Raw genomic sequence first — 21,287 nt, 5'->3', positions numbered from 1 at the left:
TACGCCGCCAATAATAAAAAAACTTTTTTTTGAAGAACGATTAATCAGCGGTCGGATTCGCCCGCCTGAGGCGGGTTGCAGACCTTCGCCTTAGACCACTTGGCTACGCCGCCAATAATAAAAAAACTTTTTTTTGAAGAACGATTAATCAGCGGTCGGATTCGCCCGCCTAAGGCGGGTTGCAGACCTTCGCCTTAGACCACTTGGCTACGCCGCCAATAATAAAAAAACTTTTTTGAAGAACGATTATTCAGCGATTGAAATTATTTCGGGAACAATTATAATTCCTTACTTAAGGCTGCCTTATTAATCAGTTCCGTATAAAAAAGAAATCCCGATTGAATCGGGATTCGCTTGAGCGGGAAACGGGACTCGAACCCGCGACATCAACCTTGGCAAGGTTGCGCTCTACCAACTGAGCTATTCCCGCATAATTTTACAAAGAGTGGGATTTCTTATTCACTACTCTTTGTTTTGATTTATTCACCGTATAAAAGAACTAGTCCGTTAAAATTTAGTGCCTAAATATAATACTCTATTTAATATCACGCAATAGTTTTTTAAACTCTGGGTCCATGCATATACCCCCTGAAAGGGCGTGAATGTTGAATTGTAATGAAAGCGTGGTGGTCGATCGACTCAACTAGCTTCATTACCTGCTTTAAGTGCTTCCTTTTTATTATTGCAATTAATATCGATATGCCTCCGGAACTACCTTCCGCCGGTAAGATGGTAACTCCGAATTTTGCCTTCCTTAGCGCGTCTGCGATTTTGTCCGTATAATGTAGAGAAATGATATTAATTTGAACGTATCCGACGGCTATTTTTTCTTCAAGTGTAACGCCCATAATGTTGCCTAGAGCAAAACCCGCAGCGTATCCGATTAAATTTACCGTATTGTCCATATGAGCTACAATATATCTCATCGCAAAAATCCAGATCAATACTTCGAAAAAACCGGTTACGGCGGCATGATATTTTTTTGCCTGAACGACAAGCATGGTTCTTAAGGTGCCGAGAGTGACATCGCAAATTCGCATCAGCATTATAATTAGAGCGCCGAAAATAATTTCCCAAGAGATAAAGAATTCCATATGTATCTATTTTTTATCTTATTTTTGTAGTCCAAAAAATTATTTACGGTAATGTACGAAGAAGAGAGAAAAGAATTAGTAGAAAATTTAAAGAAAAAAGGAATTAAAGACGAAAAAGTACTTGAGGCAATATTAAATGTCGAAAGGCACCGTTTTGTGCCGGAGATAGTAGCGCCTCATGCTTATAATGACGTGGCTCTGCCTATCGGTTACGGTCAAACAATATCTCAACCTTACACCGTTGCTATTATGACACAAACCCTCGACGTACAACCCGGACAGAAAATTCTTGAAATCGGAACAGGTTCCGGGTATCAGGCGGCGATATTAAATTATTTGGGAGCTCGAGTATTTACAATCGAGAGAAATCACAATCTTTATAACAGAGCTCTGAAAATCTTTGACGAACTCAACTTAAAAATTGCGGCGCGATGCAGCGACGGCACGCTCGGCTGGGAAGAGTATTCGCCTTACGACCGAATTATCGTTACTGCTGGCAGTCCTACCGTTCCATCAAACCTTAAAAAACAGTTGAAAATTGGCGGAAAACTGGTTATACCCGTAGGCGACAGAACGTCTCAGGTTCTTAAAGTTCTCAACAAGATCTCGGAAGACAAATTCGAAGTTCAGGAGATTCCCTATTTTGCTTTTGTGCCTTTAATCGGAAAAGAGGGATGGCGGGAAAAGTAATATTAATTGTCGGACCGACATGCTCCGGCAAAACCAAATTAAGTCTGAAATTAGCGGAAGTTCTGAATACCGAAATAATTTCTGCCGACAGCCGGCAAATTTACAAATATCTCAATATAGGCACTGCCAAACCCTCTGATGAGGAGTTAAAGACAATTAAACATCATTTTATCGATTATCTCGAGCCGGATATTGATTATAATGTTAGCAGGTACGAAAAGGAAAGTTTGCAAATAATTTCGGAATTAATTAATAATAATAAAGTTCCGGTTGTCGCAGGCGGTTCGGGATTATATATTAAGGCAATAGTCGACGGTATTTTTGATACGGCAGATACTGATGAAGAGTACAGAGCCTATCTTAAGGATATGAAAGATAGATACGGAAATGAGTACATATACGGAATGCTCGAAAAGATTGACCCGTTGAGCGCGCGTACCATGCTGCCTCAGAATTGGAAAAGAGTGATAAGAGCTTTGGAAGTTTATCATCTGACGGGTAAATCGATAGTTGAACTCCAAAAAGAATATATAAGAAAAACAGATTTCGAATTTCTCCTGTTCGGATTGCTATGGGATCGAAAAAGATTGTATGATAATATCGAAACGCGTGTGGACGATATGATAGAGCGAGGCTTGATAAGCGAGGTTGAAAACATACTGAGTATGGGATACAACGAAAAACTCAATTCGTTAAATACGGTCGGTTATAAAGAAATTATTAATTACCTGAAAGGAAATTTAACGCTCGAAGAAGCAATCGGTTTGGTAAAAAGAAATACAAGACGTTATGCCAAAAGACAAATGACCTGGTTTAGAAAAGACGAAAGAATTGAATGGCTTAATGTTGAAAAGAACGAAGACATTGACCGCCATATAAACTATATCTTGTCAAAAATTTAATGCAAATTTCATTCTGTAAATTAAGTTGATTAAATTTGCGAATAAATATCGGGAGAAATAATGGTTGACGAACAACAGCGACAGATAAGGGATTTGAAAGAAAGGACCGAAAATCTAAGGGGGTATCTTTAAATTAGAAGAGAAAGAAAAAGAAATTAATGAAATCCGGAAATTGAGCGAAGCCCCCGATTTCTGGAGTGATCAAAAAAGAGCGCAATCTTTATTACAGAAAAGTAAATCTTTGCAAAACTGGGTCGACCTGTGGAATGAATTGAAAGAAAAGGTCGACCATATCGAAGAATTTGTGGAGTTGGTTAAAGCAGAAGAAGACGAATCTTTTATAACCGAAATAGATAAAGAACTTACGGAAGCCGAAAAGCTTTACAGCGAACTGGAACTGAAAAGTATGCTGAGCGGAAAAGACGACGACAAAAATTGTATCCTAACAATTCATTCGGGCGCGGGCGGAACCGAAGCGCAGGACTGGTCGGAAATGTTAATGCGCATGTATATGAGATGGGGCGAGCAAAACGGATATAAAATGTCGATAATCGATTACCTAGAGGGTGACGGAGCAGGAATTAAAAGCGCTACAATCGAAGTGGAAGGACCATACGCCTACGGCTATCTTAAAGCGGAGACCGGCGTCCATCGACTTGTAAGGATTTCTCCATTCGACGCAAATAAGAGGCGGCACACGTCTTTTGCTTCGGTGTTTGTCATTCCCGAAGTCGACGATTCGATCGATATCGAAATTAATCCAGCGGATTTGCGTATTGATACATATCGGTCAGGCGGTAAAGGCGGACAAAATGTAAATAAAGTCGAAACGGCAGTCAGAATTACGCATATTCCCACCGGAATCGTAGCGGCTTGCCAGTCTGAGAGGTCGCAGCTGCAAAATAAAACCAATGCAATGAAATTGTTGAAATCAAAGTTGTATCAACTGGAACTCGAAAAGCAGCAGGCGGAATTGAACGAGATTGAAAAAAATAAAATGAAAATCGAATGGGGAAGTCAAATCCGTTCTTATGTTTTTCATCCTTACAATCTGGTCAAAGATCATAGGACAGGTTATGAAACTTCGGATACTCAGTCTGTAATGGACGGCAATATTAATGAATTTATTAAACAATATTTATTAATGTTCTCGCAGAATTAATGTCGAAATTAAAAAAATATTTGAAAGGAGAAACAATTGCCGCCGAGGGTGAAAAAGCGAGAGGACTCTTTATCCTGGTCGACGGTAAAATAGGAATATTCAAAGGAGGCAAGAAAGTAGCCGAATTCGATAAAGAAGGTACTATTGTTGGAGAGATGAGCCTTATACTCAAAAAAGAACGCACTGCTTCGATCGTCGCGCTGGAAGATTCGAAATTATTAGCCGTTGAAGGTCAGATTGACGATATTATTAAACTTTATCCGGATATTACAAAGAAAATATTAGTCAGTCTGGCGGAAAGGCTGGCAAAATCGACCGAAAATATATAGGAATAAAACGGGCATAGAGATGAAAAGTTACACCGAATACCTCTGGTTCAACACCGCCAAACGCAGAGAGTATATTAATATTACACCTGAAGTGGAAAAAGCGCTTGCCAAAAGCGGCATTAAAGAAGGGATGGCGCTGGTCTCCGCAATGCATATTACAGCCGGAGTCTATGTTAACGACGCTGAAAGCGGCTTGATTCAGGATATAGACGAATGGCTTGAACAATTGGCTCCTTACAATCCCGACTACAGACATCATCGTACGGGCGAGGATAACGGCGACGCTCATTTGAAAAGTCTGATTGTTCATCACGAAGTTATTATTCCCGTAACTGAAGGACGACTCGACTTCGGACCCTGGCAACAGGTCTACTATGCGGAATTCGACGGACAAAGACGTAAAAGGGTAATAATAAAAATTATCGGCGAATAACGATTCAGGTGAAAAAACGTAAAGATTTTTTCGATAAAGTCTACGGCATTGTAGCTCAAATTCCGAAAGGCAAAGTTACTACTTACGGAGCGATCGCAGAAGTATGCGGAATTAAATCATCCGCACGTACGGTAGGGTGGGCGTTGAACAGTGCAAAAGATTCATCCCTGCCATGTCACAGAGTAGTAAACAGATTCGGCGCTTTGACAGGCAAAGTTCACTTCGGCGATCCTGAACTAATGGAGAATTTACTCCGTTCCGAAGGCGTGGAATTCGACGAGGACAATTGTGTAATTATGTCTAAATATTTTTGGCATCCTAAAGATAATTTATAAGCTCAATATCTTATAAGGTTAATTGAAGAAATTCCTCCTTTTATGAAAATGTCGATTTTTTTGTCGGCAGTATCATAATCGGGCGATTTATAGTAGCCCGGCTTTACTTTTTCAAGACCTTCCAGGTGACGGGCAACAAGAAATAAATCGCTTTTCATACTGCAAGCCGAGTTTTTGGGAACATAAATAGTGAGTTTTGCCGCGCCCATTTCGACATCCATCAAAGTTCTATCATATTTATCTCCGAGTTTTATTATAACGTCTGAGGCTCCCGTTTTTATGCTGACATTTCGCGTTTTGAAATTTTTTAGATCAAAACGCGCCTTTGCCGCCCCGAAATTAAGATCAAAGTCCCACACGGGTTGATCATTTAAGTGAAGCTTGAGAGTATTTTTTAACCTGCCCCCGTCGATTTCTATATCGTGATCTCCGTCCAGTTCGACATCGAGATACGCAGTTGAATCATCCGTATAAGAATCAATACGATAGTCGGCAAGTTCGCCCTCCGCTTCGGTTTCATAAAATCTATCGGTAAAATTATCGATTTCGAAATAACCTGCGCCGGATTTGAAATTCAGTTTGGCATAATTAACCGCGGGCAGTTCGTCATGTTTATATTCTTTATAATCATTAACATAGCGGGGATATGTTTCGCATCCGTTAAAAATATTCATAACAAATCCGAATATCAGTAGAGCCATAAAAATACCGAACAGAAGATTAATAACATGACGAATGAAAGTATCTCTGAAAATTATCAACCCGCCCCAGAAGACGAATATTAGAGGCCAGATATTCCAGATAAAATCATAGCTTGAGTGAATCCAATCGTATTTGTATGCAAAGATTAGAACGCCGATTGTAAGGAAAAAGAAACCCCAAAATAATTGACCGCTTTTCATAATTCACCTCGTCTATTTACGCGTAGAATTCCAAATTAAAAATATTCCGATTATTACTAACGATATCGGCAGTAAATCCTCAAAATCGAAAGCTGCAATATACTGCTCTGCCAGAAGCAAAACACCGACGGCGATGAGAATTATTCCCAGAATTGTGCTCCCTTTACCTGTAGATTGCGGATAGATCTCCTGCTTATATTCAGTTCCAAATTCGTCTTCGTTTATGTTGTATGCCATTTCGAAAGGCTCTTCCGGTATTACAATCCAGAGTATTATATAAAGAAGAAAACCGAGTCCGCTAATCAATGCGACAATAACGAAAATTACCCGCATCAAGACGGGGTCGAGGTCGAAATAGTCAGCCATACCTCCCGCCACTCCTCCGAAGATGCGATGTTTTCTGGAGCGATATAATTGTTTCCGCATGACAACCTCCTTTTGGCTAATTTCGATTATTAAGACGATTGAATTCTACAAAAGTTTGAATTATACACGAGAGTTACTAATTTTAGTACAACAAAAAAGATAACATTATGAAAATTGCTGTTTTTCAGGCTAATCCGATTATAGGAGATTTAGAGGGGAATAAAGAAAAAATAATCAGAGGGTATAAAAAAGCAACAGAAGAGGGAGCCGACCTTGTAATTTTTCCGGAACTATTTCTTCCCGGATATCCTCCGCTCGATCTTGTCGAAAAGGAAGAATTTCGCAACGCCGTTTCGCAATGCGCTCATGAAATTGCCAATAAGACAGGCGATGTCGGATTAATATTCGGCTCCATCACGGAAGATTATCAGGAAGTTGTGGGCACGGGAGTATATAATTCCGCATTGCTTTGCTACGACGGGAAAATTCAGTTCGTTCAGAGCAAATCATTAATTCCCAATTACGACGTTTTCGACGAAGTAAGATATTTTGAACCTGCAAAGAAAATTCAGGTGCATCATTTTAAAGACGAGATACTCGGCATTTCGGTATGCGAGGATATCTGGAACGACGCCGACTATTGGAAAAAAAGAAGGTACGAAATCGACCCTGTTCAGCGCCAGGTGGATTTAGGAGCAAGTTTGTTAATTAATATCTCCGCAAGTCCGTACGCTTACGGTAAAAGAAAACAGAGATACGAAATGTTAAATGTGCTGACAAGGAACGACAGAATTCCTCTGGTTTATGTATGTTGCGTGGGCGCTCAGACCGACTTGATTTTCGACGGCGCAAGTATGTGCTTCGACGATAACGGTCGATTATGCATGATGGGGAAGACCTATGAAGAAGATTATTTTATATACGACACAGCCGTCAATTACAACGAAGTTACGAATATCGAATCCTCTTTTGAAAAAGAAGCGTTGGATGCTCTGGTTATGGGTTTGCGCGACTACGGAAGAAAAACAGGTTTTCAAAAGGCTTTAGTCGGTTTAAGCGGAGGTATCGACTCTGCGTTGGTTACATATATTGCAGTTCAGGCTTTCGGAAATGAAAATGTCCACGTTGTACTTATGCCTTCGCAATATTCGAGCCGCGGAAGTATTGACGATTCTTTGAAACTAATCGAAAATTTGGGCATCTCACACAATATAATTTCGATTCAGCCTGTGTACGACAAAATTTTGGAAATGCTTGACGTTGTATTCGAAGGAAAACCCCGAGACGTTACAGAGGAAAATATACAGGCGAGAATCAGAGGCATCTATTTAATGGCGGTGGCAAATAAGTTCGGCTATATGCTTTGTACTACGGGAAACAAATCGGAATTGGCTGTGGGATACTCGACTCTCTATGGCGATATGTGCGGCGCCCTCGAAGTAATAGGAGACGTTTATAAAACTCAGGTATTCAAACTTGCCAAATATATCAACAGAAACGCGGAAATTATCCCCGTAGAAATTATTACTAAAGCGCCTTCAGCCGAGTTGAGACCCGATCAAAAAGACCAGGACACTCTACCCCCCTACGAAATTCTTGACCGCATACTGCAATTGTATCTTGAAGAACAAAAAGAAATAAATGAAATCAACGAGGAAATTAACGACTACGAAACGGTCTATAAAGTATTGAGAATGGTCGACTTGAATGAATTCAAACGGAAACAAGCTCCCCCTGTCTTAAGGATTTCGACTAAAGCTTTCGGTTACGGCCGACGGTATCCGATAGTACAGGGTTGGAGAAAATAAATTATGAACTATTTAACTCAGTCATATCGTTTATAATAAAAATGGTATCAGTATGAAACTCAAATTGATTTTACTTCTTTTGATCCCTTTCATTGCAGGGGCTCAATTCGGTTTACAAAAAAATATTTTGAAAATGGAATTGGTGGAAGGGCAGGATGTCGCTTATCCCAATTCAAATTATAGATTTGCCGTTAAACTGAACATCTCAGAAGAATGGCATATCAATTCCAATAATCCGAATGAAGATTTTCTTATACCGACAAGGCTTGTAAGCGAAGACCCGAGATTTCAGTTTGCTAAGATTGTATATCCGGAAGCGAAGGACTTGAAATTCGAATTCTCGGATAAGCCGGTGTCTGTGTTCGACGGAACAATTTATATCGGCGCTCTTTTGAGGATTGACGCCGCGCTTGATGAAGGCTACTACAGTATACCAATTAAAATTACATACCAGGCTTGTAATAATCAAAGTTGTCTACCGCCGTCAAGTTTGACCGATACCTTGCATATCAAAGTTGTAAACGAAGATACTCCCGTTACCGAACTGAATTCCGAGATATTGGGAAACATCGATTTCGGAAAGGCGAGCATTGAAGAGAGTAATGATAATACAATCGCTTCGACTTTGGAATCGAGCGGTTTGTTGCTTAGCCTTTTGTTTGTCTTCCTGGGAGGTTTGGCTTTGAACCTTACTCCCTGTGTTTATCCGTTAATACCGATCACGGTAGGTTATTTCGGCGGACAAAGCGAAGGCAGAACCGGAAGACTCTTCCTGTTGGGTTCTCTTTATGTGCTCGGCATGGCGTTGACTTATTCCGTAATCGGGGTTATTACTGCGCTGAGCGGAGCTGTCTTCGGCAGTCTTTTGCAGAATACAATTGTAATTGTAGGGATAGCTGTGCTATTTGTTGTGTTGTCATTGAGTCAATTCGGCGTTTATGAATTCAAATTGCCCGACTCATGGGTTATGAAAGCAGGCGGAGCAAAATCGGGATATTTCGGAGCATTTTTTATGGGCTTAACGATGGGAATTGTTGCAGCTCCGTGTATAGGACCGTTTGTTCTCGGATTGGTAACTTATGTCGCCGCAAAGGGAGACCCCGTCTATGGTTTCTGGCTCTTCTTTGTTATGGCATTGGGCCTCGGATTACCGTATCTTTTCCTGGCTCTCTTTTCAGGTAAAATTAAAAGCTTACCGCGTGCGGGGGACTGGATGGAAGGCGTCAAACATGTTTTCGGATTTTTACTGCTCGGCATGGCAGTCTATTTTGTAGCTCCATTATTTCCTAAGGAAATAAATTCATACTTTCTCCCGATATTTGGTATAGCGGCTGCGGTAATACTATTGGTGTTTGACAGGACGGCAAATAATATTAAAGGATTTAGGATTTTCAAAACGGTCTTTTCGATTATCGTACTGGCTTTGTCGGTTTATTCATTGATTCCCGCCGACAAACCTGAATTGCCGTGGGAAAAATTTACAGACGAGAAATATCAGATTTCTCTCGATAATGGTGAAAAAATGATAATCGATTTTTATGCCGATTGGTGTATTCCCTGTAAGGAACTCGAAGCGATAACTTTCGCCGACGCCAAAGTTGCCGGGAAGATGAAGGAATTCAAATTATTCAAAGTAGATATGACGCAAACTATTTCGGATGAAACCGAAAAACTCAGGAATAAATTTAATATAGTCGGTATGCCTACTGTATTGATTATCGATTCAAGCGGCAGGGAAGTTGAAAGATTAACAGGTTTTGTACAGCCAAAAGAATTTTTTGAAATAATTAATGCCGTAGAGTGAATTTAGGCATTTAATTTTGAAAATAGTTTTCATATTTTAATAAACGACAATAAGACAAATTAACTTATTTAAGAGAATAACAAAATGGCAAAAGCAAGTAAAATAGTTGAAGATGTAACAGTACGATTTGCCGGCGATTCCGGCGACGGCATGCAGTTAACGGGAACACAATTCACGGAAACAACTGCAATTGTAGGCAACGATCTAAGCACGCTTCCCGATTTTCCAGCAGAAATACGAGCCCCTGCCGGTTCATTATCCGGCGTTAGCGGATTTCAGCTTCATTTCAGCAGCAGCGAGATTCAAACTCCGGGCGACTCGCCCGACGTTCTCGTGGCAATGAACCCTGCCGCGCTAAAAGTTAATTTGCCCGATTTGAAACCCGGCGGCACTATTATAGTCAATACGGATTCGTTCGACGACAAAAACTTACGCCTTGCAAAGTATAATTCCAATCCGCTCGAGGACGGCTCGCTCAGTAACTACAATGTAATCCCTATCCCCCTTACGCAGATGACGATGGAAACGCTGAAAGATATGGAGCTATCCGTTAAAGACAAAGAAAAATGTAAGAATTTCTTTGCTCTCGGATTGATGTACTGGATGTACAACAGGCCAATCGACGTTACACTAAAGTGGCTCGAAACGAAGTTCAAAAACAAGCCCGAAATTATGGAAGCCAACAAAAAAGCCTTGATGGCAGGCTATAATTTTGGAGAAACCACGGAAATATTTACTACGAGATTCGAAGTCAAAGCGGCAGAATTGCCCAAAGGAAAATATCGCAATATTTCCGGCAACGAAGCTACGGCGCTCGGCTTTGTAACGGCTTCTTTGAAAAGCGGTTTGAAATTATTTCTGGGCTCGTACCCGATCACTCCCGCTTCGGAAATACTGCATGAACTGAGTAAATACAAAGAGTTTGACGTCGTAACGTTTCAGGCGGAAGATGAAATTGCCGGAATCAGTTCTGCCATCGGCGCCTCGTTTGCAGGGGCTTTAGCAATTACCACTACTTCTGGTCCTGGATTCTCTCTGAAGAGCGAAGCGTTGGGACTAGCGCTAATTACGGAATTGCCGCTGATTGTGGTAGACGTGCAAAGAGGCGGTCCGAGTACGGGTTTGCCCACAAAAACCGAACAGGCAGACCTATTGCAAGCGTTTTTCGGCAGACACGGCGAAGCTCCGCTTGCTATTATAGCCGCCAAAAGCCCGGCGGATTGTTTCTATATGGCTATTGAAGCTTCGAGAATCGCCACCAAATATATGACCCCCGTTGTGCTCTTGACCGACGGATATCTTGCAATGGGATCGGAGCCGCTCAGAATTCCCGATTTTGAAGAACTTCCGGATATCAATGTGAAATTCCGTACAGACCCCGAAGGATTTTATCCTTATTTGAGAGACGAAAAACTGAGCAGACCTTGGGCAATACCCGGCACGCCCGGTTTGGAGCATCGAATCGGCGGTTTGGAAAAACAAAATATCTATGGATCGATCAGTTACGACCCGGATAACCACGAAGAAATGGTTAAAATAAGAAAACAGAAAATCGACAATATTGCCAATGATATACCCGAACTGAAAGTGGACGGCAGTGATACGGACGAATTGCTGATACTCAGCTGGGGTAGCACTTACGGAGCTATAAAAGAAGCTTTACGCAACGCGCGTAAACAAGGATACAAAGTGGCTCATGCTCATTTGACGTATCTCAATCCGTTCCCGCGTAACATAAAAGATGTGCTCGATAAATACGAAAAAGTGCTTATTCCGGAACTCAACACCGGTCAGCTGGCTTTGCTTATTAAAGGAAGATTTTTGAAAGACGTTATCCAATTGAACAAGGTTAAAGGACGTCCTTTCAAAGTTGCCGAAATTGAAAATAAAATATACGAAGTACTCGGAGGTACTAATGGAAACTAAGAATTTGGAGACTAAACCTAAATATACAGCGAAAGACTTTTCATCCGACGTAGATGTCAAATGGTGTCCGGGCTGCGGCGATTATTCTATCCTTGCGCAGGTTCAGCGAACCTCGCCCGATTTTGGCGAATTAAAAGAGAACATCGTTTGGGTTTCGGGTATCGGCTGCTCGAGCAGATTTCCATACTATATGAATACATACGGATTTCACGGAATCCACGGTAGAGCCGCCGCAATTGCAACCGGCGTTAAACTGGCAAACCCGAAATTGCAGGTATGGGTGGCTACGGGCGACGGCGATTCTTTGAGTATAGGCGGCAATCATTTTATTCACGCATGCAGAAAAAATATGGATATTAAAATTGTCCTGTTCAACAATAAAATTTACGGATTGACAAAGGGACAATATTCGCCTACTTCCGAAAAGGGCAAAATTACCAAATCTTCGCCATACGGAACAGTCGATTTTCCGTTTAATGCAAGTAAACTTGCCGATGCTGCCGGCGCCACTTTTTTTGCCAGAACTATCGACAGAGAACCTAAACATATGCAGGAAATGTTGAAAAGAGCGGCTGCTCACAAAGGTCTTGCAGTGGTTGAAGTATATCAAAATTGTCCGATATTTAACGACGGCGCGTATGCTCCTCTTACCGATAAAACTTCCAAGGAAGATTATGTGCTTTATCTGGAACACGGGAAACCTTTAGTCTTCGGTAAAAATAAAGATAAAGGCATTAAACTCGATGGATTACAGCCTGTGGTTATCGACTTGAATGACGGGAAACACTCGGTTGACGATTGCTGGGTTCACGACGAATTCGATTCTGATCCCACAAGAGGATTTATTCTTGCCAGATTTATCGATATGGATCATATGCCGACACCCATTGGAGTTTTCCGACAGGTTCACAAGCCTACTTACGACGAAGAGTATTGGAATCAGGTCGAATACGTCAAATCCAAAAAGGGAGCGGGCGATTACAACAAACTAATGTATAGCGTTAATACATGGAATGTTGAGTAATTAATTATCCGCAAGGGCTGCGGATTTCGCAGCCCTTTTTTTATTTCCCGCCATTTCAATATTTTTAATTCTTAAAAGTAACTCTGTTATGAACTATTATACCGAACTGAAAAATATTCTGGATTCTCACGAATCTTTTACTATTACTTCGCACGTCAATCCCGATGCTGATGCAATTTGTTCCGAGATTGCGTGTTTTCTTCTTCTTAAAAGATTGAATAAAAAAGTAAAAATTATCAACCACAGTCCTACGCCTGACAATCTGAAATTTCTTGATGAAACCGGAGACGTGGAATTATATAATCCGAACAAACATGACGACTACATAATGAGTTCCGAGGTCGTCTTGTTCCTCGATTTGAACGGCATAAGCAGAACGAAGAGCATGGAAAGTATACTACGCAAGTCGAACGCCAAAAAAGTATGTATCGATCATCATCAGGAACCGGAAAATTGCTTTGACTTTCTGCTGGTGGAAACCGAAGCAGCCGCCACGGGGGAAATTTTGTACGATTTTATAAAATCGACTAAGATTACGGAAATCGACTACCAGATTGCTCTCCAACTGTACAGCGCTATTATGACCGATACCGGCTCCTTCCGTTACGAAAGAACTTCGCCTAAGATTCATGCAATAGCCGGCGAACTTCTCACAAAAGGCGTCAATCCCACCGAAGTATACGATAAAATTTACAATCAAACCGACTTAAACAATTTGCGATTGCTCGGAAAAGCCATTAGCAGTATTACTACAGCTTTGAACGGAAGAGTCGCGTATATGGTTATTACTCAGGCTGACCTGCGGCAGTACGGCGCCAAAGAGAGCGACGTTGACGGATTTGTAACTTATTGCATGGCCGTTAAAAATGTGGTTGTCGGGTTGTTGTTCCTTGAATTGGAAGACGGTATAAAAATTAGTTTCCGATCGAAAGGAAATATAAAAGTAAATAAATTGGCGGCTGAATTCGGGGGCGGCGGACATATTAACGCCTCCGGCGCCAGACTTTACGACAAGGATATCGACAAATTAATAAAGAACGTAATCCTGGAGGCTCAAAAATATATAGGAGATTAAATGTTATTCAGACTAAAAATCAACGCGAAAAACGATGAAATAAAATTCGGCAAAAATGCTCTTCTCCTGAAATTCTTTGTCGACACACAAAAATTGGATAAGCAACTGGAAAGTTTTCTCGGATTGCTCAATTTGAAAATCAATCCTTTGTATAAAGAAAAATTTCTCGATAAAGAAACAAACGAAATTAAATTTCATTCATCCGAAGGCGATCCGGTTGCAGTGATTCTCAAAAAAATCAAAACAGACCGTGAATTTAACTCGGATTTTTTCCGCGATTATCTTGCGGGCTTGATGATTAAATTGAAAAATGAACCGGTGGATTCAATGACTCTCATTGTTCCGCCCTTTAAAGATTTTGAAAAATATTTTGCCGGAGAAAAAGAATTTCTCCGTTCAATGGCAGAAGGTTTGCAACTGGGAAATTATTCTTTCGACAACTATAAATCGACGGCTAAAAAAGCAAGGCCGTTCGAAGTAAATCTTCACTATTCCGATAACTCGCTGCTTAAACGCGTTGTGACGGATACAAATTATGTAATGAATGCGGTTTTTATGGCTCGAGATTTAGTAAATGAACCTGCAATCAAATTGACTCCCTTGGAATTGGCGTCGCGCGCTAAAAAAGAACTTGCATTGCCCGGAGTTAAAGTAATTGTATGGAACAAGAAAGAACTCGAAAAAAGAAAGATGAATGCAATTCTTGCAGTGGGAGGGGCGAGCGATAATCCTCCTTGTATGATTATTATCCACTATAAACCGGCTAAATCGGCTAAGAAAAAAATTGCTCTGGTTGGCAAAGGAGTAACATACGATTCAGGAGGCTTGTCGATAAAACCTACTTCGGGTATGCTCGATATGAAAGCCGACATGGCGGGCGGCGCGGCGGTAATCGGCGCAATTAAAGCGGCGGCATTATTGAAATTACCCGTTGAGTTAATCGGCGTTGTGCCTGCCGTAGAAAATATGATCGGCGGAAAATCTTATAAACCTGGCGACGTAATTATTTCCGCTTCGGGTAAAACTATCGAAGTTAAAGACACTGACGCAGAAGGAAGAATAATTCTGGCCGACGCTCTCCATTATGTATCCGGGCAAAAACCGCATCAGATTATCGACTTTGCAACTTTAACCGGCGCATGCGTTGTTGCTTTGGGAGAAATAGCCGCAGGATTATTTACTGAAAATAACGAACTGGCGGAGGGACTCCTTCAAGCGTCCAATACTACTTACGAAAGACTCTGGCAAATGCCGTTCTGGAGCGATTACGAAAAAATGATTGAAAGCGAAATTGCAGACGTTGCGAATTTAGGACCCCGCTGGGGCGGAGCAATAACCGCAGGTAAATTTTTGCAAAATTTTGTCGACCCCGATATACCGTGGGCTCATATCGATATTGCCGGACCGGCGCTAAAGCATAAATCCCGCTCGTATACCGAGAAATATAATACAGGCTTCGGCGTTAGGTTGATAATTGATTATTTATTATATACAATTAATAACGGCAAATAATTATTTTTAAAATTGAACTTAAAATAACAAGAGGGAGTTTATATGAGTAAATCATTTGAAGTTATAGAAAGAGTCGGAATTTCGACCGAAAGCATTTCCGAAGCTATCAAAAGCGTTCTTAAAGAAGCTAACGAAGAAAAACCGGTTGCCTGGTTCGAAGTTGTCGAACAGCGCGGAAGATTGACTTCCGACGGCAGCGTGGAATTTCAGGTCAAAATTAAAATAGGTCGTAAACTATAAAAAGAAAGGAAGAAAAATGGCTTTAAAAATTGGAGACAAAGCCCCGGATTTCGCATTGAAAAATGCAGACGGCACGACATATAAATTGTCGGATTATCAAGGCAAGAAAAACGTAGTTCTTCTCTTTTTCCCGGCAGTCGGTTCATCCGTCTGCGAAAAAGAACTCTGCTCGACACGCGACAGCATGAAAGATTACGAAAGTCTTGAAGCGCAAGTCTTCGCTATCAGCGTTGACGGACCCTTTGCTCAAAAACTCTGGGCGGACAAACATCAATTCAATTTCCCGTTGCTCAGCGACTTCAATAAAGAAGTTTCGCAGCTATACGACGCTTACTACGACGTCTGGTTGCCAGGAAAATTCGACTTGAAAGGCGTATCGAAAAGAGCGGCGTTTGTAATCGATAAAAACGGAGTAGTTCAATACGTTGAAGTGCTCGAAAATGCGGGCGACGAACCGGATTATAACGCTATTAAAGAAGCATTGAACAAACTTTCGTAAAGGGTGAATGATGATAGAAGAAGGTAAAAAAGCGCCGGCTTTTACATTACCCGATCAAAACGGCAAAAAGATATCTTTGAAAGATCTTAAAGGGAAAAAAATCGTCCTCTACTTTTATCCGAAAGACAATACAAGCGGCTGTACTAAAGAAGCTTGCGATTTCAGGGATACCTTCCCCGACTTCAAAAAAGTAAACGCCGTTATTATCGGTATCAGTCCGGATTCCGTGGAATCCCACAGGAAATTCGCGGAAAAATATGGACTTCCCTTTACGCTTTTGAGCGACGAAAAAAAGGAAGTTCTGGAAAAGTACGGCGTCTGGAAAGAAAAATCGATGTACGGCAGGAAATATATGGGAGTTGAGAGAACGACCGTAATAATAGACGAGAACGGGAAGATTCTCAAAATATTCCCGAAAGTAAAAGTTAATGGGCATTCTGAAGAAGTACTGAAAGCAATTCAAGAATCCGGAAAATGATTTACATTACAAGAAGGGAAGTCTTTTCGGCTTCCCATCGAATTTATAATCCGCAGCTGAGCGACGAAGAAAATTTCAGCCTTTACGGAAAATGCAGCAACCCGAACGGGCACGGGCACAATTATACTCTTGAAGTTACAATCACAGGCGAAGTCAATCCTGAAACCGGATATCTGATAGACCTGAAAAAATTGAAATCGATTATTCGTGAAAATGTAATCGATAAACTTGACCATAAGAATCTTAATCTGGACGTCGATTTCCTAAAGGATAAGATTCCCACTTCCGAAAATATAGTCTTAGGAATATGGAATCAGCTCGCGGGAAAAATACCCAACGGTAAACTCTACTCGATAAAGCTTTATGAAACCGAGAATAACTACATTGAATACAGAGGAGAATAGAGTTGGATAGAAAAGCAGTTGAAAATGCGGTGCTTACGATACTTAACGAAATAGGCGAAGATCCTTCGCGCGAAGGTCTAAAACGCACGCCCCATCGCGTAGCTAAAGCATATGAATACCTTACGCAGGGCTATAACAAAAAAATCGAAGATATCCTGAACGGAGCCATTTTCGAAGAAAAATACGACGAGATGGTAATTGTGAAAGATATCGATTTTTATAGTATGTGCGAGCATCATATGCTCCCGTTTTACGGAAAAGTTCACATTGCATATATACCCAACGGTAAAATTGTAGGGCTCAGTAAACTGCCGAGGATCGTAGACGCCTATGCCAGACGACTTCAGGTGCAGGAAAGAATGACTCAGCAAATTGCCGACACAATTGAAGAATATCTCAGTCCCGCCGGAGTGGCTGTTGTAATCGAAGCTTATCACATGTGTATGATGATGCGCGGCGTGGAAAAACAAAATTCGATAACTACTACAAGCGCCATGCACGGCGTATTTTCCGAAGACACGCGCACACGTTCCGAATTCCTTAATCTGATTGCACAAAAGAGGATATAATGAAAGAACTAAAAGAAGCGGTTTGGATAACCGGAGCAAGTTCCGGTATCGGCAAAGAATTGGCTCTCGAATTTGCCAATAAAAAGCATACGGTTATTGCTACGGCGAGAAGACTCAATTTACTGGAAGCTCTCGAAAAAGAAAATTCCCTTATTACGCCTTGTAAATTGGACGTATCCGACTTTGCCGAAGTGGACAAGTTTTATAAAGAATTTTCCTCCAAATATAAATTTAATGTATTGATAAACAACGCCGGACTTACGTCGTTTGAAAAAGCGGAAAACGACTCGATCGAAACAATAAAAAAAATAATCGAAGTAAATCTGCTCGGTTCGATTTATACGATTAAATCGGTATTGCCCGACATGATTGAAAGAAAAGAAGGAACGATTATCAATATTCTTTCTGTTGTAACAAAAAAAATTTTCAAAAACAGCAGCGCATATTCCGCCTCCAAAAACGGATTATACGCCTATCTGAATGTTTTGCGCGAGGAAGTAAGAAAGTACAATATAAGGGTAATTAATGTAATCCCCGGCGCTACGAAAACTCCAATATGGGACAGCGGAATTCTCGAAAAGTTTTCGCACAGAATGATGCCGCCAAGCGAAATTGCGAGTCTTGTTTACGACCTCGCACTAATTAAAAGTAATGTAGTCGCCGAAGAAATTATTCTCAGACCAAAGGAAGGTGATCTTGAATGAAAGATAGCGTAACAATTATAACGGGCGCTTCCCGCGGAATCGGTAGAGCGATAGCTGTCCGACTGGCTCAAAACGGAGGTACCCTGGTATTAATAGGAAGGGACAAAAACAAACTTAACGAAACGGCGAGTATCGTAACGGGAAAAGGAGGCACTCCGATTATCTATGCGGGCGATATTGCTAATATAAATTTTATTGATGATACGGTAAAAGACGTCTTGAACAAATTCGGGAAAGTGGACAATTTGATTAATAATGCCGGAGTGGCGATATTTAAGAAATTTGTCGACGTATCCGTCGAAGAGTTTATGACCCAAATGAATGTAAATATGTACGCGGTTTTTAATTTTACAAAAGCCGTTGTGCCGTCAATGATTCAAAATAAAAGAGGAACAATCATCAATATATCTTCATTGGCGGGTAAAAACCCTTTCGTCTATGGTACGACTTACGCTGCGACAAAACATGCATTGATGGGTTTTACTAAGTCGCTAATGCTCGAATTGAGAGAATATAATATTCGCGTTTCGGCGGTGTGTCCGGGATCCGTGCAAACAGATATGATTGTCGATACTCCTGTAGCGCCGAAGGAAATTTCAAAGGTATTGAGTCCCGAAGATGTGGCTGAAACCGTCGCGGTTATTATCGATTTGCCTCAAAACGCCCTCGCAAGCGAAATCGAAATTCGTCCTACAAACCCGAAATAAAAAAGGCGCCCTTTTTCAAAGGCGCCTCAGAGGCTATCGCTTATCTCCGCCATCTTTTAAAGCGGGGTTGTCCGTCGCAGCAATTGTTATTAAATTTTTTCCCAAACCCGAAGTTTTCGTTTCTGTACTTCGCCCATAATTCTTTCTGACTGTCGTCGAGCAGATTATAAACGGCAAGCCAGTGTTTGGCAGTTTCGGTCCTTATTGCCGAACGTATATTGTTGCAATTTTCTACGAGTTGCATATATTGCTTTTCGTCAATCTTGTTTTGAGATTTCAATTTTCTCATTTCAAGACGGTTCTTTTGAAGTTCGGCTTTCAGGTCGATAAGTTTTTCTTTTAATTCGTATCTTAGTTCGTCGATACGATTTTGCTGGTCTTCGGATAAATTCAATTTATCGCAAAGAAGCATACGGCCTTTTCCGTCAAAAGGTTGAGACCAAGTTAGAGCCGGAACTGCGAGCATTAGTACGAGCGCGAGTGAAATTAATTTTTTCATTTTGATTTCTCCTTAATTAATTTTGAATTCGACCATTGGACAGCCGCTTATCCCGGCAGGTTTAATTAAACCTTGTCCGGGGCTGAGATGTCTATAAAGTAGTCAATACGAACGCTATGAATAAAGACAACGATTTCGAACTGGTAAATAGATTCAAGGCAGGCGATGAAACTGCTTTTAATGAAATTGTCAGGAAATACCAGAAAAGGATTTACTGGCATGCAAGGCAAATGCTGGGAAATCATCTCGACGCCGACGAAGTTACTCAACAAGTGTTGATTGTGATTTATGAAAAACTGCATACTTTTAACTTTCAGTCGTCTCTCTTTACTTGGATCTACAGAATTGCAACGACGAGAAGCCTTAATCTGTTGAAGAGAAAAAATATTAAAAGATTTTTTTCGATTGACGACGAGGATACGGATTTTGATCTGAAATCGGAAACGGATATTATTAAAGACTTGGATAACAAACAAAAATTGGAAAAGCTCGAAAAAATGCTCAATAAGCTGCCGCCGAAACAAAAACAGGTTTTCATTATGCGTAATTTTGACGAATTTTCTTATGAAGAGATATCGCAGATTACTGGAAAAAGCGTCGGCGGTCTCAAAGCAACATATTTCCATGCAATTAAAAAAATAACGGAGTGGATGAATTATGAAATCGAATGAAGAAATATTAAAGTATTACTCCGGTTTAATGACCAATGAGGAAAAGAAATTGCTTGAGAAAAAATTGTCGGATTCGCCCTGTTTGAAAGAGGAATTCGATAAGACCGGAAAATTAATTGACCGTTTGAAAGAATACTCGAAGGCGGAAGCGGACGAGAGCTATTTTACGAATCTTCTTCCCAGAGTGAGAGAAAAAATCGGCAAAAAACAGGGGAAAGTCGTATTCGGAAAAATTGTCTACGCTCTTTCCATGTCGATGGTTGTAGCGTTTGTTTTGATATTCTCGTTTGTCAATACGCCGGTAAATACGAACGCCGACTATGTTCTAGAGCAGGAGGAAGTGATACGAAACATAGTTACGGAATATCTGGCAGCAGGCAATTCGGAAGACGATTATACAATTGATATTCAAACCGAAAACATTGAAGACCAGGAACTGGTTGATTATCTTTTAACCGACGATAATCTGCTTACCGAACTTTATATCGATTCGGATTTGCTGTTTAATGAAAAATGAAAAAAATACAGGTGGAATTATGAAAAAAATATTTATGCTTATAGTACTCTCGGGATTTGTGATCTATGCGCAGCCGGAAAGACAGCAGCGAAAAGGGTGGGAAGAGTATAAAAAGTTCGAGCAGCTCGAAAAAGCCAAAATTATCGAAATTCTCGACCTGAACGAAGAAGAAGCTGTTCGTTTTTTCGCCAAAAGAAATGAATATAGAAACGAAGTAAAAAAGTTACTGGAAAAAAGGAAAGAATTGGTGCGCGAACTGGAAGAAAATATTGAGAAGAAAAAATCGGACAATAATTACTACAAAAAGGCGATTGCGGAAATCAACTCGATCGATATGAAAATAAGCGAAGAGAAACTAAAATTTTACAGCAGTCTCGAGGAAATTCTCGAAGCGAACGAAATTGCCAAATTAATTGTTTTTGAATATACGTTCAGACGGGATATGGCTCGAAAACTGATGAAGCGGAATAGATAAAAATTTCCAATTCCATAAAAATAGTGTTGCATTTTTGGTAATATGAATTTATTTTTTGACCCGTCATTATGCGGAAGTGGTGAAATTGGTATACACGCTACTTTGAGGGGGTAGTGCCCGTTAGGGCGTGCGGGTTCGAGTCCCGCCTTCCGCACGAGTTCT

Annotated in this window: 26 protein-coding genes and 2 tRNA genes; 23 read left to right on the top strand and 5 right to left on the bottom strand. The window is 40.8% G+C overall.

Annotated elements, in window-relative coordinates:
• Window positions 1-357 precede the first annotated feature (357 nt).
• Window positions 358-430, bottom strand: a tRNA-Gly gene (locus tag ACOYVE_RS13115).
• 130 nt (window positions 431-560) lie between these two features.
• Window positions 561-1,094: a DUF2179 domain-containing protein gene (locus ACOYVE_RS13110; protein ID WP_014856630.1), complete on the bottom strand. Its 534-nt coding sequence runs from the start codon at window positions 1,092-1,094 to the stop codon at window positions 561-563.
• 51 nt (window positions 1,095-1,145) lie between these two features.
• Here ACOYVE_RS13110 and ACOYVE_RS13105 point away from each other — a divergent pair, with 51 nt between their 5' ends.
• From ACOYVE_RS13105 to ACOYVE_RS13080, 6 genes are all read left to right on the top strand, one after another.
• Window positions 1,146-1,784 (top strand): protein-L-isoaspartate(D-aspartate) O-methyltransferase, encoded by a 639-nt coding sequence (locus ACOYVE_RS13105; RefSeq protein ID WP_422882328.1) that lies wholly within the window; start codon window positions 1,146-1,148, stop codon window positions 1,782-1,784.
• Window positions 1,769-2,686, top strand: a complete 918-nt coding sequence (miaA, locus tag ACOYVE_RS13100; RefSeq protein WP_014856632.1) for a tRNA (adenosine(37)-N6)-dimethylallyltransferase MiaA — start codon at window positions 1,769-1,771, stop codon at window positions 2,684-2,686. Before ACOYVE_RS13105 ends, miaA begins: the two co-directional genes overlap by 16 nt.
• A gap of 60 nt (window positions 2,687-2,746) precedes the next feature.
• Window positions 2,747-3,848, top strand: a protein-coding gene (gene prfB / locus ACOYVE_RS13095) for a peptide chain release factor 2 (protein ID WP_422882326.1) whose coding sequence is annotated in 2 segments (ribosomal slippage) — window positions 2,747-2,803 and window positions 2,805-3,848 — 1,101 coding nt in all. Because the reading frame shifts where the segments join, the coding sequence is not laid out codon by codon here.
• Window positions 3,848-4,177, top strand: coding sequence for a Crp/Fnr family transcriptional regulator (locus ACOYVE_RS13090; RefSeq protein WP_014856634.1), 330 nt, complete (start codon window positions 3,848-3,850; stop codon window positions 4,175-4,177). The genes prfB and ACOYVE_RS13090 overlap by 1 nt, the downstream gene beginning before the upstream one ends.
• Window positions 4,178-4,196: 19 nt before the next feature.
• Entirely contained in the window at window positions 4,197-4,610 is a 414-nt protein-coding gene (locus ACOYVE_RS13085; RefSeq protein WP_014856635.1) for a secondary thiamine-phosphate synthase enzyme YjbQ, read from the top strand.
• 8 nt (window positions 4,611-4,618) lie between these two features.
• Window positions 4,619-4,945 carry an MGMT family protein gene (locus ACOYVE_RS13080; RefSeq protein ID WP_014856636.1) on the top strand — a complete coding sequence of 109 codons (327 nt, stop codon included), beginning with the start codon at window positions 4,619-4,621 and terminating at the stop codon, window positions 4,943-4,945.
• 2 nt (window positions 4,946-4,947) lie between these two features.
• Here ACOYVE_RS13080 and ACOYVE_RS13075 read toward each other — a convergent pair whose 3' ends face one another.
• Window positions 4,948-5,847 (bottom strand): LiaF transmembrane domain-containing protein, encoded by a 900-nt coding sequence (locus ACOYVE_RS13075; protein ID WP_014856637.1) that lies wholly within the window; start codon window positions 5,845-5,847, stop codon window positions 4,948-4,950.
• A gap of 12 nt (window positions 5,848-5,859) precedes the next feature.
• Window positions 5,860-6,273 (bottom strand): PspC domain-containing protein, encoded by a 414-nt coding sequence (locus tag ACOYVE_RS13070; RefSeq protein ID WP_422882325.1) that lies wholly within the window; start codon window positions 6,271-6,273, stop codon window positions 5,860-5,862.
• A 107-nt stretch (window positions 6,274-6,380) separates the two neighbouring features.
• Between ACOYVE_RS13070 and ACOYVE_RS13065 the strand changes: the two genes are divergently transcribed.
• The 13 genes from ACOYVE_RS13065 (at window position 6,381) to ACOYVE_RS13005 (ending at window position 18,963) form a co-directional block, all read left to right on the top strand.
• Window positions 6,381-8,021 carry an NAD+ synthase gene (locus ACOYVE_RS13065; protein WP_422882324.1) on the top strand — a complete coding sequence of 547 codons (1,641 nt, stop codon included), beginning with the start codon at window positions 6,381-6,383 and terminating at the stop codon, window positions 8,019-8,021.
• 52 nt (window positions 8,022-8,073) lie between these two features.
• Window positions 8,074-9,825 carry a protein-disulfide reductase DsbD family protein gene (locus tag ACOYVE_RS13060; RefSeq protein ID WP_014856640.1) on the top strand — a complete coding sequence of 584 codons (1,752 nt, stop codon included), beginning with the start codon at window positions 8,074-8,076 and terminating at the stop codon, window positions 9,823-9,825.
• Between the two features lie 84 nt (window positions 9,826-9,909).
• Window positions 9,910-11,751, top strand: a complete 1,842-nt coding sequence (locus ACOYVE_RS13055) for a 2-oxoacid:acceptor oxidoreductase subunit alpha (RefSeq protein ID WP_422882321.1) — start codon at window positions 9,910-9,912, stop codon at window positions 11,749-11,751.
• Entirely contained in the window at window positions 11,741-12,775 is a 1,035-nt protein-coding gene (locus ACOYVE_RS13050) for a 2-oxoacid:ferredoxin oxidoreductase subunit beta (protein ID WP_422882320.1), read from the top strand. Before ACOYVE_RS13055 ends, ACOYVE_RS13050 begins: the two co-directional genes overlap by 11 nt.
• Before the next feature lie 88 nt (window positions 12,776-12,863).
• Window positions 12,864-13,850 carry a DHH family phosphoesterase gene (locus ACOYVE_RS13045; protein ID WP_422882319.1) on the top strand — a complete coding sequence of 329 codons (987 nt, stop codon included), beginning with the start codon at window positions 12,864-12,866 and terminating at the stop codon, window positions 13,848-13,850.
• Window positions 13,851-15,362 (top strand): leucyl aminopeptidase, encoded by a 1,512-nt coding sequence (locus tag ACOYVE_RS13040; protein ID WP_422882317.1) that lies wholly within the window; start codon window positions 13,851-13,853, stop codon window positions 15,360-15,362. It begins immediately after the preceding gene.
• Window positions 15,363-15,404: 42 nt separating this feature from the next.
• The gene (locus ACOYVE_RS13035) at window positions 15,405-15,602 is read left to right on the top strand and encodes a dodecin family protein (protein ID WP_014856645.1); all 198 of its coding nucleotides are present in this window, start codon (window positions 15,405-15,407) and stop codon (window positions 15,600-15,602) included.
• Window positions 15,603-15,618: 16 nt separating this feature from the next.
• Window positions 15,619-16,101 (top strand): redoxin domain-containing protein, encoded by a 483-nt coding sequence (locus ACOYVE_RS13030; RefSeq protein ID WP_014856646.1) that lies wholly within the window; start codon window positions 15,619-15,621, stop codon window positions 16,099-16,101.
• 10 nt (window positions 16,102-16,111) lie between these two features.
• Window positions 16,112-16,579: a thioredoxin-dependent thiol peroxidase gene (gene bcp, locus ACOYVE_RS13025; RefSeq protein ID WP_422882330.1), complete on the top strand. Its 468-nt coding sequence runs from the start codon at window positions 16,112-16,114 to the stop codon at window positions 16,577-16,579.
• Complete coding sequence (locus tag ACOYVE_RS13020) at window positions 16,576-16,983, top strand: 6-carboxytetrahydropterin synthase (protein WP_014856648.1); 408 nt, start codon at window positions 16,576-16,578, stop codon at window positions 16,981-16,983. Before bcp ends, ACOYVE_RS13020 begins: the two co-directional genes overlap by 4 nt.
• Before the next feature lie 2 nt (window positions 16,984-16,985).
• The gene (gene folE / locus ACOYVE_RS13015; RefSeq protein WP_014856649.1) at window positions 16,986-17,552 is read left to right on the top strand and encodes a GTP cyclohydrolase I FolE; all 567 of its coding nucleotides are present in this window, start codon (window positions 16,986-16,988) and stop codon (window positions 17,550-17,552) included.
• Window positions 17,552-18,256, top strand: coding sequence for an SDR family oxidoreductase (locus tag ACOYVE_RS13010; RefSeq protein WP_422882316.1), 705 nt, complete (start codon window positions 17,552-17,554; stop codon window positions 18,254-18,256). The genes folE and ACOYVE_RS13010 overlap by 1 nt, the downstream gene beginning before the upstream one ends.
• Window positions 18,253-18,963 (top strand): SDR family oxidoreductase, encoded by a 711-nt coding sequence (locus ACOYVE_RS13005; RefSeq protein WP_014856651.1) that lies wholly within the window; start codon window positions 18,253-18,255, stop codon window positions 18,961-18,963. Before ACOYVE_RS13010 ends, ACOYVE_RS13005 begins: the two co-directional genes overlap by 4 nt.
• Before the next feature lie 40 nt (window positions 18,964-19,003).
• Here ACOYVE_RS13005 and ACOYVE_RS13000 read toward each other — a convergent pair whose 3' ends face one another.
• Window positions 19,004-19,462, bottom strand: coding sequence for a Spy/CpxP family protein refolding chaperone (locus ACOYVE_RS13000; protein ID WP_422882314.1), 459 nt, complete (start codon window positions 19,460-19,462; stop codon window positions 19,004-19,006).
• A 116-nt stretch (window positions 19,463-19,578) separates the two neighbouring features.
• Here ACOYVE_RS13000 and ACOYVE_RS12995 point away from each other — a divergent pair, with 116 nt between their 5' ends.
• The 4 genes from ACOYVE_RS12995 (at window position 19,579) to ACOYVE_RS12980 (ending at window position 21,279) form a co-directional block, all read left to right on the top strand.
• Window positions 19,579-20,133, top strand: coding sequence for an RNA polymerase sigma factor (locus ACOYVE_RS12995; protein ID WP_014856653.1), 555 nt, complete (start codon window positions 19,579-19,581; stop codon window positions 20,131-20,133).
• A complete protein-coding gene (locus ACOYVE_RS12990) occupies window positions 20,120-20,650 on the top strand; it encodes a hypothetical protein (RefSeq protein WP_422882312.1) in 531 nt (176 codons plus the stop codon). Before ACOYVE_RS12995 ends, ACOYVE_RS12990 begins: the two co-directional genes overlap by 14 nt.
• A 19-nt stretch (window positions 20,651-20,669) precedes the next feature.
• Window positions 20,670-21,125: a hypothetical protein gene (locus tag ACOYVE_RS12985; protein ID WP_422882310.1), complete on the top strand. Its 456-nt coding sequence runs from the start codon at window positions 20,670-20,672 to the stop codon at window positions 21,123-21,125.
• Window positions 21,126-21,195: 70 nt separating this feature from the next.
• Window positions 21,196-21,279: transfer RNA gene (locus ACOYVE_RS12980), tRNA-Leu, on the top strand.
• Window positions 21,280-21,287: the final 8 nt, after the last annotated feature.

The organism is Melioribacter sp. (genome assembly GCF_049325435.1).
GTDB classification, from domain to species: Bacteria; Bacteroidota; Ignavibacteria; order Ignavibacteriales; family Melioribacteraceae; genus Melioribacter; species Melioribacter roseus.
The sequence above is the reverse complement of the archived record's forward strand: the minus strand, read 5'-3'. Positions and strand labels throughout refer to the sequence as shown.